This window comes from Chlamydia ibidis 10-1398/6, from assembly GCF_000454725.1.
Lineage (GTDB): Bacteria > Chlamydiota > Chlamydiia > Chlamydiales > Chlamydiaceae > Chlamydia > Chlamydia ibidis.
In genome coordinates, this window is the sequence record NZ_APJW01000001.1 from 427,680 (window position 1) to 440,498 (window position 12,819).

Genomic DNA, 12,819 nt, shown 5'->3' on the forward strand with positions numbered 1-12,819 from the left:
GAGAACGTAATGACAATTTTGTTTTTTGGATTTTTAACCCTTTTTACTTTCCTCTGTGTTGTTCTTTGTGGACTCATCTTGATTCAAGAGAGCAAGAGCATGGGATTAGGTTCTTCCTTTGGAGTGGATTCTGGGGATTCTGTTTTTGGTGTATCAACTCCAGATATTCTCAAAAAGATAACCGCATGGCTTGCTGTTGCTTTTTGTATTAGTTGTCTACTTCTTTCCTTTGCAACCACTTACTTAGGGGAAAGGTCTTTAGAGACAGAAACGGCGGTGCATTCAGAGGATCATACATTTTCAGCTCCTGATCCAATGGAGGGGAAGGTAGCGGAATAGAGTTGTTCTTATTCTAAGCGTACTCGTTATAGAGAAGCAGCTCTTTTATCTACGCTTTTTTAAAGCGCCTTCGTAGTCTGTTTCCATTTATTCTTAATTTAGATCTCCCTTATTTTTCGGAAACCATGCAGTTTATAACTTTTGTTTGGGGTTAAAATGAAAAAGAAAATATGTGTATTCTTCTTGTTTAGTGTGTTATTCTCTCTGGAAAGTTGGGGTCATGAAGAAGCAAAACAAACAGAGTTCGAGCATATTCACGAGATTGACCCTTATGGGCCGACAGTCTGCCCTTTTGGTCTGTTAGAATGTCCTGATTGTGGTTAAGTAGTCTAAGCAGGGAATGATGATTAGAGATTTAGCGTATTATGGTAATGCAGTTTTACGAAAGGAAGCAGACTCTATTACGGAGATTACTGATGATATTCGTAATCTAGTTCAGGATATGTATGAAACAATGGTAGCTCATAAAGGAGTGGGGTTGGCTGCTCCACAAGTAGGGAAAAGTCTACGATTGTTTGTGATGTGTGTTTCTGGGGAAACAGAAGATGGGGAGCTGATTTTCTGTGATTTTCCTAGAGTATATATTAATCCTGTCATTTCTCATTGTTCTGAGGATTTGGTAATTGGAAGGGAAGGATGTTTATCGATACCTGGTCTACGTGGTGATGTTTTTCGTCCGAATAAGATCACAGTCACAGCTATGAATTTAGATGGGCAAACATTTGTAGAGGAATGGGAAGGGTTCCCTGCTCGTATCATCATGCACGAGACGGATCACCTTAATGGTATTCTTTACATTGACAAAATGGAAGAACCTAGAGATCTCAAGAAATTTCGTGCTGCTTTAGAAAAAATTAAGCGTCGTTATAACTCTTCAGTCACATAGTTAGGAACTGATAAGCAATTCTAGCTGGATATCCCCTAGAACTGTGAAGCGCAGGAATTATCGGTAGTGTGCGTGTTTTGCTTTGTCTAATTTGAGATAAAAGAAGAACCGGTTGTCTGCTTCTCGTTTTTCATATACAGAATACAGTTGCCAGTGTTCGAATACTTTTGTTCCTAGGATCATTTGGTATTCTAAATAATTTGGAGTATTTGTTCGATGCCATCCATAACGGAGGGTTAAATAATAGTTCCAACATGGATGGGGTCGAATGAATAGCTTCCCCAGGATTAGATTCCGCCTATCTGAGAGCGGGGATGCAAACAATTCTTCTGGAGGTCTACTAACATCAAGCACATAATTATCTTTGTCACATTTGATTAAGCTATATTTGCTTCTGTGTAGAAACTCTAAAGTTAATGCCATAGATTCGCTCCCGACCCATTGCCAAAGTAAGTTCATATGGTCCCAGCAGTGTTTTTTCCAAATCCATTCAGCATCCAAGGAAAAAGTATTCTTACGGTTCAAAGGGAAAAGTATCTTGCATGCTGTCTTGGGAAACGTGGAGCGTGCATAGCTATTGTTAAAAATTTGTGTTGTCCATAACTTTAGGGATACTCTTGGTGCATTAGGAGTTACTTTACTCTCAATATAAGATTTTATTCCTATTTGTCCTAAATTTAGTGAGTGACTGGCATCATTTATAGAAAATATAAATAGGTCATTATTGGAAATTAGTGGGCGACTCTTAGTAGTAAATGTAACGAATGGTTCAACAATATGCTTATGCAAAAGATAGGATTTTTGTGCTGCAAAGCTATAGTCAAGTTTTAGCTCACCAAAGGCTTGGAAGTTTTTATTAGATGTATTAGGCACATGGCTATAATATGCGGCAGATCCCGAGATGCTTGGGGTAAAAGTTCCAATAATCAATGGGAAAGATGTAAATAATCTAGTTGATGTTGACGTACGGACTGAGGAAAAATTTTTTCCAAAAATGTTGTTGCTAAAAACAAAATCTAGGTACCCACATTCAAAGAGATTCTCAATAAATATGCCAGAATTCTTAATGTTGACAGGGAGTTGTTTGAGAGATAGATAGGGTAATTCTTGGTTTACATTTTGAAAAGGATTGACTTTTACCGATGATGCTAATTGTCCATGAAATAGAGGATCATTCCAAGATAATGCCAGTCGAGTGGGTCCGGTATTCTTTAGAGAGAAGTTATTAGGAAAAATATCAGCGACAGTTTCCCAGCTATCACTAATATGGTACTCTCCGCCAAGGCTGACCTTCTTTGAGGTATTAGTTATTGAAAAGTCTCCATGAAATCGGTAGCGATCTCGAGCTTCCGCCATATCAATAGCTAGTCGGTGAGCGTAATAGCTTTTCAAGTTGAAGAAATTATCGGGACGGTTTCTAGGAGCAAAGCGCATGTTATACCCGATACCAATACCATGCTTGAAAAAGCTATCTAAGAAAAAAGTCGATGATAGTTGCCTATTAGAAATAGGAGAATAGCTAATCCCCAAATAAGATCCTAAAAATCCTCCCGTACCCCCACGAAAATTGATAGGTGGCTTAGGGATTTCCATGGGCATAATGGAAAATTGAGGCAAAACAAGAAGAGGAATGCCTCCGATACTAAATCGCGTTTTCCCAATGGAGAGCAAACCATCTGAAGAATATTCTAAATAATCTCCAGAAAGACATATATGCTTCTTGGGTCCTTCGGAAGTCGAAATATATCCCTTTTGGACAACAATAGTTTCGGGAGTTAGGGTCATCATAGATCCCCCTAAAAACCAAGGATATAATGCAAATCGTCCGTTTGTTAGAAGACAAGAGTCAGTGTCTTCATAATATTCTAAGTAATCGCAAGTCAGTGTTTTCCCGCGATAATTAGCCATAACATTGCCATGAGCAATAAACTTTACTCCACGATCTGGAGTATTTTCAACATATGCCTTATTGGCTTGTACACGTAGATTTTTATTAAGGCTTAAAACCCCGTCCTCAATATTTAAGGTCCCAGAAATGCCTTTGAAGTGATTGAGGTAGGATGACTTTTTTTTAGCAGCTTCTTTGTGGGTGAGGGCATTTACTGAAGCACTGTAGGCTAGTAGAGAGGAGAAAAGCAAAAATGGGAGATAGCGTTTCATGAATCTTTCTCCCACTATTCTATTATTTTCATAAGTAATCCAGCTAGGATATGTAGATTCTTCGCTTTGGTTTGTGTCATGAGCTGGATGAGTAAGCGAATGTCCTCTTGTGTTTTAGAAACTACCAAAGATTCTAAAATATCTAACATTAATTGAGCACGAGTTTCAGGAGCAATCTGGTAACGTAAATAAGGTGAGTTCGGACGAGGATGTTTCTCTTCCATATCTACAAATAATAAAGTTTCGTGGATAAGATTTTGAGCATGACGATGGAGAGCTTGTTTTTTCTCTGGATTTTTTGTCAGATTATATAGGGCTAAATCTGCATAAGCACGGATTATAGGTTCTCCAGGAAGAGAAGAGGCTTCAGATAAAATGTCTATAGCTTCTTGATAAAAAGTGTGTGATAAATAAGCAATCGCCTTAGAAGCTAAAGCTGTTTTTTCACTTTTTACTATTTTCTTCACTATGGGTAGGGAGACCTCTTTTCGTAGTTGCAAAAGATAAGTTAGAACGTGCTCCTCAGTATTTTGAATAACGGACAATGCTTTAGCTCTATCTACGGGAGAATCTGGAAGAATTACTCCAATACGCTTCCAAGATTGTGTTGCTCTTCCTTTTGAGAACGTAGGAACGATAGTTTGTGTATAATTGGGTTTAGTTAGCCAATTAACAAAGTAATTTATCAGACAAGGATGATCACATTGCAAGTGAAGCAAAGCTAGACCAGCATTTAATTTTACTTCATCTTCCTGGGTATTTAGAAAAACTGGCAAAATTAATGGGATAGCTAATTCTTTAGACAAGAATCGAGAGGTATATATCGCTCGAGGACGAGATTCAGCAATCTGTTGTTCAAATATAGAAATAGCTTCTTCTTCTTTCCCAAGATGGATTAATGCCTGAGCTGCAGCAAGAGAGATGTCTGCATCAGTACTTTGAAGAAGCTTTTTTATTTTAGGATAACTATGACCATCTTGTAGCTTACCTAGAGCATAAATTGCACCCTCCTTATCCAGAGGAGAAGCGCTTGTCAAAAGGTTCCTCAGGGTTGGTAAAAAACGTTTTTGACCGTACTCTCCGATAAGTAAGGAAGTGTAATTCCTAATTGTGCTACGAGGTGATGATAGTAGCTGACGAACGTAGGTATCAGATTCGGTCGTTTCTAATTTTAAAAAAATAGCTGCGCAAAGACTTTGAATTTCTTCAGGTAATTTGCCAATAAATGAGTGTAAATGGTCAATAACTTTAATGTTTTTTAGATTAGCTAGTCTATAAGCAGCTTCTAATCGGATAATCGGATAAGGAGACGAGAGAGCTTTAAATAATAGTTCATCGGAAGTATGACTGACATGTGCAGATGCCGCAGAAAGAACCAATAATTGTTGAGATGGGTCTGTTGTATCCATGGCTTGTGACAAAATATCTAAAGCCTCAGAAGATCCTACTAATCCAGCGCCAGTAATAGAACTTCTTCTAATATAAGGGTCCGAAGAGCATAAGCCCTGACGTAAACATTCTTCAGCAATTTTTCGTAATATTGCAAAATCGTGCTCACCATACAGATCAAAAGCTTCAAGATAAGCAACAAGGGACTGCTGCAAAGAATTGCGATTAGTGTACAGTATCTTATGGCTGGTAGAGTCAGGAAACTTACCAAAAGCTGGAGTAGAAAGAGCTAACAGTAACCCCAAAAATAGAGCTAGAGAAGATAGTCCCATAAGTTAACGTTAAACTCCAGAAGCAAGTTTTTTAGTGTTTTGATGGGCAAGCCCTGAACGTTATAAGAACAACCCTGTATCTCCTGAATAATGACACTTCCACCATCTTGAATGCTATAACCACCACATTTATCCAAAGTAGAAAAAGCATCTACATATCTGCCCAGATATTCATCAGGGATGGGAATGAATGAAACTTTTGTAAGTTCGGAACGAGTAGACAGTTTGTCTCCTCGTAATAAAGTGATTGAGGTAACGACTGAATGTGTGGTTCCTTGAAGTGCCTTGAGCATGGAAACCGCTCGTTCTCGAGATCCCGGTTTATTGAAAATCTCTCCTTTATAAGCAACAACAGTATCAGCAGTTAAGATTAATTCGGAAGAGTTACTTCGTCTTTCGGCTATACTCTTGGCTTTCCCGACAGATAACTCTTGAGAATAAGCAAAAGGATCCCCGGAATAAACAACCGACGTTTCATCAAAATCCGGAGAAACACAAACAAAAGGAAGTCGGAAGTATTGCAAAATAGACCTCCTTCTTGGTGAAGAAGAACCGAGGATTAATAATGGTTTCATGAATAGGCTCGTAAAATAAGACCCTTCAATAATGGAAAAGAATACTTAACTTTACAACTTATTCATTGCTGTATAGTCAGACATTGTCCCATCAAAGAAGATAATTTTCCCTTTGTCGAAGATAAGCAATTTAGTCGCACACTCATCGATCAGTGTTCTATCATGAGATACAAAAATTGAAGTCCCCTTGTAATCATTTATTGCCCAGGCTAATGCTGAAACAGATTCTAAGTCTAGATGGTTGTTGGCTTCATCTAAAATTAAAACATTGTGATTTTCGAGCATCATACCAGCCATTAATAGACGTGCAGTTTCCCCTCCAGATAAAGCCTTAATTTGTTTAAAGGCGTCGTCTCCACCAAAAAGCATTTTCCCTAAAACACTACGGATTTCTTGATCTGTAATGCCTGTTTTACGATTACGCAACCACTCAAACAAAGTTTCTTCACCACATTCCTTTAAAACGTCTGAGTGATTTTGAGGAAAGTAAGAGAAAGCAACTTGATGGCCTAATTTAATAGAACCCTGCGTAGGCAATTCAACGCCGGCAAGTAATTTCATTAAAGTAGTTTTTCCAAGTCCGTTATTTCCAATAACTCCAATCTTATCTCCCTGATAAATTTCTAAAGAAAACGGAGAAAAAAGATTATTCCCCGAATAACTCTTAGTAATACCCTCTATAGAGAATACTACTTTCCCAGATGTTTTATCGGATAAAGGGAAACGTATATAAGGACGTTGGATATTTGATTTTTTTAGCTCTTGAGGTTGGAGCTTTTTAATTTCTCTTAAACGAGATTGAACTTGACTTGCTCGAGAACCAGCACCGAATTTAGAAACAAACTCTCGCAACTGAGCAATTTTCTTTTCCTTAGATTTAATATCAGCTTTCTCTTGTTCTCGAGAAGCTGTTTTCATCTCAACCATGTCATCATAGTTGCCTGGATAAATAATGATTGTATCGTAGTCGATATCAGCAATATGCGTAGTAATAGTATTCAAAAAATGGCGATCGTGGCTCACTACTATTACAGTGCCATCGTAATCTTTTAAAAAATGAGCTAACCAGTTAATGGAATGAATATCTAAATGGTTGGTAGGCTCGTCCAGTAATAGAGCTTCAGGATGTCCAAACAATGCTTGGCACAAAAGGACTCGAAACTGCAGATCAATAGGAATTTCTGCCATCTTCTTGTTGAAGAATTCCTCAGGTATACCAATACCAGATAGAAGTTCCTCGGCTTCGGATTCAGCACGATATCCATTTTCTTCTCCGATAACTTCTTCAATCTCACCGAGCTGTATACCAATAGCATCAGTAAACTCTTCCAAATAGAGTGCGTCACGACGCTGGAAAGCATCCCATAAACGAGAATTTCCCATAATTACACAATCTAAAACAGAAACTTCGCCAAAACTATCGATATTTTGACGGAGGATGCCAACTTTTTTAGGAAGAGAAATAGACCCACGAGATGGCTCAACAACTCCTGTAATGATCTTTAATAACGTGGATTTGCCAGCACCATTAGGACCAGTTAATCCGTAACGGTTACCTGGATTAAATACTACGGAAACATCGTCAAAAAGCACACGAGTTCCCAAAGTCTTGCCAATTTTGTCTAGTACGATACTCATGCGAACCAGCATAACAAAGAGGATCTTAGAGTACAAGAGGTTTAGGGGAGTCTAACTATGTGGATGTGATTCATTGTGGGTTTGCTTTTTACGACGCACAGATACATGAGTATAAATAGTAGTTGTTTCAAGCGAGCTATGACCTAAAAGTGCTTGGATAGTTTTTAAATCCATGCCATTTTCTAACCAGTGTGTAGCAATTGTGTGACGGATTGTGTGTGGGGTGATAGTTCCTGATAACCCAGACATTTTAAGATATTCTTGGAATTTTCTATCGATTGAACGTGTAGTTAATCGTTTACCAAAACGGTTAAGGAAAACAGCTTGCGATTCTTGAGCAATGATCGTGCGCTCGGGATGGTCAAGGTATCGTCTTAGCCAAGTGGCAGCATGAGGGGTCATTGGAACTATACGTTCTTTTTTTCCTTTACCTCGAATACGTAGTAAGTTAGTTCCAAAATCAACATCAAAAAGATTTATAGAAACAATCTCACTAATTCTTAAACCCGAACTATAAAATAATTCTAATAAGCAACGATCTCTGAGACCTGTATACTTAGTAAGATCAGGAGTAGCCATAAGAATTTCAATTTGTTCATAAGTGATAGGAGAGGGTAATTCTTTGGGGAGACGAGGGCCTTGAATTGTTTCAGTAGGATCTTCCAGTATTAGGCGATTTTTAACACAATAACGTGCGAAGCTGCGGATCGCTGATAGACGTCTTCGAATAGTTCGTTTAGATTTTTGTTCTTCGATCAATGTTAAGAGATATAAACGGATATTCTCCTTGGTGAATTGCGAAAAAGACAGAGTAGCTATGTTTAGAGGTCGATTTCTAAAATCGATAGTTTCTGAAAGGGGAAGATGCCCTTCTTTTTCTAGAAATTCTTTCAGACTATTTAGATCGATGCAATAGTTTCTTAGAGTGTGGTGAGAAGCAGCCTTTATATTTTGTAAATAATCCAAGAATGAATAAAAAGCAGTTATCATAGATAACCTCTAATTCAGTTGCTTCATGAATATTATTTATTTTTTGTGGGATTTTTTGGAAATGGATAACTACGAAATTCTTCAGCAGCCATAACATTAGGGAATATGTCAGATGCTTCTACTTCAAAATCTCTTGTATTTAAATAACGAGCAGAAAAATGTGTTAGGATAAGTTGTTGAGCCTTTGCTTCTTTAGCTTGTGCAGCTGCCTGTTTGGCAGTCATGTGATAATGACTAGAGGCCAGGTGTTTGTGTTCTTCAAGGTATGTACTTTCGCAAAGCATAATTCGTGCATTTCTCGATAGCTCTACTACAGCTGGGCATGGAAGAGTGTCAGCGATGACCGCTATGCTATCACCTTTTCGTACGTAACTGACATCCGTAAGATGAACTATTTTACCTTGAATACTTAGGAATTTATTTTGTATTAGATCTTGCATAATTGGGCCTTGAAGGCCATGAGCTTTAATTTTTTCAGGGATAAATTTAATCGTATCAGGTTCAGTAATCCTCCAGCCTAAAGTATCTACTTGATGATTTAGCCATTTTGCTTCAATACGAAAATTACCGAAATCTTCAACGATACCTTCATGGACGACTGGATGTTCGATTACTCGAATAGTTTCATGATAAATTGTACCATAACGTAATCGATCAAAATATTTTTTTCCTGATGCCGGGTAGTAACAATGTATGGGGTGAGTCACTTTATCGAGGTTGAGACGCATTAGCATAGAGCCCAAGCCCAAACAGTGATCTCCATGAAAATGACTGATGAAGATTCGCGAAACTACTGTTGGGGTCATATTAGCAAAAATAAACTGTCGCTGAGTGCCCTCACCGGGATCGAATAGCAAACCTTCGTTATTCCAACGAAACAGGTAGGCTCCTTGATTACGAGTTCGCGTGGGCTGTTGGCTAGAGCAACCCAAAATTACTAAGTCTCTACAACTCATAAGATAAAGAAGTTTATATTTGAAAAGAAGTAGAAGGATAAATCAAGAGAATAAAATTCTCTACTAGAAGTTGTGAATTTATCTCATACTTTTTCTAAACACAATTCTATCAAGATTGTCTCCAACAATAAGCATTTTGTATTTTGCTATGAGATTCATCTTCAGAAGCACTCGAGGATTCTGAAGTTGTTGTATAGGTGGACGTGTCTGTGAGTGATACTTCCTGGGATGTAGATGATTGTTTTTTACGTATCATTTTTTTTCTGGCTTTCGCTATGCCTGCTTCTCTATTGCTATTTGCTTTTTGTAAGCTTAAATTGTGTGTAGATGGCCTATGATTCTTCTCAGTTTGTCGTGTTTTGCGAATATTAGGACGATTATTAATATTTTGGTTTTCAGAATTAATTTCTGAATTTTTTTTATTCTGATTATTTTCTATTTGACATTTCCTGATGTAGGATAAAAGCAAAGAAGCGGAACAAAGGATAGTAGCTATTGTAGGGACGCACCCAATGCCGATATAAAGACCTAAAGGGGAGAAAAATCCTGCTATAAATCCAGACAACATTGTTACGAATAGCACAGTGAGTATAACTAAGGCACATTTGCTAATAATTTTAGCTGTTAATGAGTCTTCTGGAGAGGTATTATTAGAGAGTTTATTTTCTGTGGTGTTTCGAGTTGAGTCCAGGATTTGAGGAGGGATCATATTAGTTGTTGTGGCGGACATAAATATCTGTTTCTCATATGCTTGTGCAAAAAATTATGCCGCAGTTTAAAACTTAGACGATCTCTTGTAAACGTACAGACTTTTTTTATTACAGAAATATGAGCCACTGTTGTGTAATAAAAGTGGCTCATAAAGCTACAACGAGCTTTATTTCATTTTGGAAACGCTATTTTGAAAACATCGTCATAATGTTCAACAAAATGTACTTTTAGGTCTTTTTTCAAGTAAGCGGGCAGTTCCTCATAATCTCTTCTATTGTCTTCGGGGAAAATAAGAGTGTGCAAATGAGAGCGCCGTGCGGCTATAAGTTTCTCTCGAATTCCACCAACGCCTAAGACACGACCAGTCAGTGTAATTTCCCCAGTCATTCCTAAATTGTCTAAAACAGGAGTTTCCAGTAACAAGGAAAGCAAAGAAGTAACCATAGTGATACCTGCCGAAGGCCCGTCTTTAGGAGTGGCTCCTTCAGGAATGTGAATATGGACTTGAGACTTCGCGAAGAAAGTATAGCCAGGAGCATATTTATCCAGCGCACTATGCAAATACGTCCAAGCAATTTGTGAAGACTCCTTCATTACTTCACCCGCTTGGCCTGTTAGATGCATATCGGTTTTTCCTGAGGGCACTTGAACACTTTCTATATAAAGAGTGGCGCCACCTAAAGAGGTCCAGGCTAAACCTGTGGCGACACCTATTGGGGTTGCATCATAGAATCGATCACTTGAAAATATAGGTTTGCCAAGATAGTCTTGTAAATTTTTCGAATCAATTTTAAAGCCAACCTTCCTGGGATGAGGTTTTTCTTGGTTTTGAACTATTTTCAAAGCCGCTTTTCTGAGAACCTTTTTGATATTGCTGTTTAATGATCGAACCCCGGCCTCGCGAGCATAGTTATTGATCATTTGTTTAAGAGCATCTGGCTGAAATGTTACGTCTTTGGCAGTTAGGCCCATCTCTTTGCGGGCTCTAGGTACGAGATACTTAGTGGCAATTTGTAGCTTTTCCTCTAATATGTACCCAGATAGACGCAAGATTTCCATGCGGTCCAGCAGGGGATCTGGAATAGTATCCAGAACATTCGCAGTCAGGATGAAAAGAACGTCGGAAAGGTCTACTCTTACATCCAAATAGTGGTCTAAGAAATCCTTATTTTGCTCTGGGTCCAAAACTTCTAATAATGCCGAGGCTGGGTCGCCATGATAACTGCTACCAATTTTATCAACTTCGTCAATCATGATAACAGGATTCATGGTTTGACTTTGTTTTAATGCTTGGACTAACTTTCCAGGCATAGCCCCAATATATGTGCGCCTATGGCCTTTGATCTCAGCTTCATCTCGCATACCTCCGACGGAAAAGCGGAAGAATTTACGATGAAGTACTTTAGCTATACTACGACCGATGCTGGTTTTTCCTACTCCAGGAGGGCCAACTAAGCAAATGATACTACCTTTAAGGCCGTTCGATAATTTTCCTACACTAATTAGTTCCAAAATTCTTTGCTTGATTTCTTCTAAGCCGTAGTGATCCTTATTAAGGATGGTTTCCGCTTTTTTTAAGTCATGATATTCACGGCTATGAACTCCCCAAGGTGTAATTGTCAACCAGTCCAAATAGTTTCGGCACACTGCATATTCTGCTGAGGAAGTTTCTAGAGTTTGTAGTTTCTCTATTTCGTCCTGAATTACCTCCATAGCATATTCTGGGACGTCACGTTTCCGTAAGCGCTCGGTAAATTTTTCAATGTCAATCGCTCGATCTTCTTTCTCTAAACCTAGCTCTTTTTTTATTGTTTTTAGCTGTTCTTTAAGAAAGAATTCTTTCTGACTTTTTGTAATGGTAGCTTCAATTTTTTGATTTATACTACTCTGTAAACGGCTAAGATCTAATTCTTTTTTAAGTAGGATAAGAGCTTTATCTATCCTATCATGCATATTCGTAGTTTCCAAGACTTCCTGAAGCTCTTCTCTGGTAGCAGTTGTGAGAGCTACAGAAAAATCAGCGAGCTTCCCTGGCTCAGTAAAATCAGAATGACCAAGAAAAATTTGTAATTCTTCTTTAAATAGTGGGTTGAGCTTAAGTAGATCTTTAATAACGGAAACAATACTAATTGAATACGCTTTAAGTTCTTCGGTAAGTTCTTTATTTTCTTTATGATATGAAACGCGAGCCTTTAGATATTTGTCCTTAATAGGCTCTTCAATGCGTATGCGTTCTTCAATGCTTAATAGTACTTGAGCGCTGCCACCTTCTATGGGCATAATACGCAAAATACGCGCTGCGACCCCTACTCGGTAGAGTTGATTGAATCCTACCTTTAATATGTCTGCGTCTTCTTTCTTTGTTAAAACTAAACCAATATATTTCTGCGAAGATTTGGCTAGAAGTTTGAGTACTTCATAGTATGGACCAGATTCTATGAGAATCGGGGCAGCCATTCCCGGGAAAAAGGGGCGTTTGTTTAGAGGAAGGATAAACAAATCCGGGGGTAGAGAGTGACTATCTGATTTTTCTTCAACTTCCTCGGATTCATCTAAGAGTTTCTCCACTTCTTGAGAATTAGGATCCAAGAGTTCCGCATCTGTGTTTACTGTAGAGTCCACAATTGTCCTTAGTTCTGAGAGTCCCAAGACACCCTTATACGCTGTCCAATTCTTCTGGGGAAAGCCTTTTAGGGTCCTACCTATTTCGACATATTACAAAATAATCGAAATTAGCGCACCCCCACAACTTCTGAGAAGGATGGGCTAAAGAACAAGAATTAAGAAAGAGGAGGGTTTAAATCAAATCGTTTTTCTAAATTTTAAAGAAAATCAAAACTCAA

11 protein-coding genes are annotated in these 12,819 nt (G+C 38.3%); 3 read left to right on the plus strand and 8 right to left on the minus strand.

Annotated features, from left to right (window positions below):
* The first annotated feature begins 9 nt into the window (after positions 1–9).
* The 3 genes from secG (at position 10) to def (ending at position 1,225) form a co-directional block, all read left to right on the plus strand.
* Positions 10–339 carry a preprotein translocase subunit SecG gene (gene secG / locus H359_RS01845; RefSeq protein WP_020370354.1) on the plus strand — a complete coding sequence of 110 codons (330 nt, stop codon included), beginning with the start codon at positions 10–12 and terminating at the stop codon, positions 337–339.
* A 156-nt stretch (positions 340–495) separates the two neighbouring features.
* Complete coding sequence (locus H359_RS05145; RefSeq protein WP_020370353.1) at positions 496–663, plus strand: hypothetical protein; 168 nt, start codon at positions 496–498, stop codon at positions 661–663.
* A 19-nt stretch (positions 664–682) separates the two neighbouring features.
* Positions 683–1,225 (plus strand): peptide deformylase, encoded by a 543-nt coding sequence (gene def, locus H359_RS01850; RefSeq protein ID WP_020370352.1) that lies wholly within the window; start codon positions 683–685, stop codon positions 1,223–1,225.
* A 57-nt stretch (positions 1,226–1,282) separates the two neighbouring features.
* Here def and H359_RS01855 read toward each other — a convergent pair whose 3' ends face one another.
* The 8 genes from H359_RS01855 to lon form a co-directional block, all read right to left on the minus strand.
* Complete coding sequence (locus tag H359_RS01855; RefSeq protein ID WP_020370351.1) at positions 1,283–3,385, minus strand: CT351 family outer membrane beta-barrel protein; 2,103 nt, start codon at positions 3,383–3,385, stop codon at positions 1,283–1,285.
* Between the two features lie 14 nt (positions 3,386–3,399).
* The gene (locus H359_RS01860) at positions 3,400–5,106 is read right to left on the minus strand and encodes a HEAT repeat domain-containing protein (protein WP_020370350.1); all 1,707 of its coding nucleotides are present in this window, start codon (positions 5,104–5,106) and stop codon (positions 3,400–3,402) included.
* The gene (locus H359_RS01865; protein WP_035392163.1) at positions 5,088–5,681 is read right to left on the minus strand and encodes a Maf family nucleotide pyrophosphatase; all 594 of its coding nucleotides are present in this window, start codon (positions 5,679–5,681) and stop codon (positions 5,088–5,090) included. The genes H359_RS01860 and H359_RS01865 overlap by 19 nt, the downstream gene beginning before the upstream one ends.
* Positions 5,682–5,732: 51 nt before the next feature.
* Positions 5,733–7,319 carry an ABC-F family ATP-binding cassette domain-containing protein gene (locus H359_RS01870; protein WP_020370348.1) on the minus strand — a complete coding sequence of 529 codons (1,587 nt, stop codon included), beginning with the start codon at positions 7,317–7,319 and terminating at the stop codon, positions 5,733–5,735.
* A gap of 51 nt (positions 7,320–7,370) precedes the next feature.
* Complete coding sequence (locus tag H359_RS01875) at positions 7,371–8,309, minus strand: tyrosine recombinase XerC (RefSeq protein WP_020370347.1); 939 nt, start codon at positions 8,307–8,309, stop codon at positions 7,371–7,373.
* 32 nt (positions 8,310–8,341) lie between these two features.
* Positions 8,342–9,265 carry a ribonuclease Z gene (locus tag H359_RS01880; protein ID WP_035392161.1) on the minus strand — a complete coding sequence of 308 codons (924 nt, stop codon included), beginning with the start codon at positions 9,263–9,265 and terminating at the stop codon, positions 8,342–8,344.
* 109 nt (positions 9,266–9,374) lie between these two features.
* A complete protein-coding gene (locus H359_RS01885) occupies positions 9,375–9,995 on the minus strand; it encodes a hypothetical protein (protein WP_020370345.1) in 621 nt (206 codons plus the stop codon).
* A gap of 152 nt (positions 9,996–10,147) precedes the next feature.
* Positions 10,148–12,598 (minus strand): endopeptidase La, encoded by a 2,451-nt coding sequence (gene lon, locus H359_RS01890; protein ID WP_020370344.1) that lies wholly within the window; start codon positions 12,596–12,598, stop codon positions 10,148–10,150.
* Positions 12,599–12,819 lie beyond the last annotated feature (221 nt).

Bases quoted from the DNA above. Each gene is read 5' to 3' on its own strand.
- secG (WP_020370354.1), top strand. From the start codon at position 10: ATGACAATTTTGTTTTTTGGATTTTTAACCCTTTTTACTTTCCTCTGT.
- H359_RS05145 (WP_020370353.1), top strand. From the start codon at position 496: ATGAAAAAGAAAATATGTGTATTCTTCTTGTTTAGTGTGTTATTCTCT.
- def (WP_020370352.1), top strand. From the start codon at position 683: ATGATTAGAGATTTAGCGTATTATGGTAATGCAGTTTTACGAAAGGAA.
- H359_RS01855 (WP_020370351.1), bottom strand. From the start codon at position 3,385: ATGAAACGCTATCTCCCATTTTTGCTTTTCTCCTCTCTACTAGCCTAC.
- H359_RS01860 (WP_020370350.1), bottom strand. From the start codon at position 5,106: ATGGGACTATCTTCTCTAGCTCTATTTTTGGGGTTACTGTTAGCTCTT.
- H359_RS01865 (WP_035392163.1), bottom strand. From the start codon at position 5,681: ATGAAACCATTATTAATCCTCGGTTCTTCTTCACCAAGAAGGAGGTCT.
- H359_RS01870 (WP_020370348.1), bottom strand. From the start codon at position 7,319: ATGAGTATCGTACTAGACAAAATTGGCAAGACTTTGGGAACTCGTGTG.
- H359_RS01875 (WP_020370347.1), bottom strand. From the start codon at position 8,309: ATGATAACTGCTTTTTATTCATTCTTGGATTATTTACAAAATATAAAG.
- H359_RS01880 (WP_035392161.1), bottom strand. From the start codon at position 9,265: ATGAGTTGTAGAGACTTAGTAATTTTGGGTTGCTCTAGCCAACAGCCC.
- H359_RS01885 (WP_020370345.1), bottom strand. From the start codon at position 9,995: ATGTCCGCCACAACAACTAATATGATCCCTCCTCAAATCCTGGACTCA.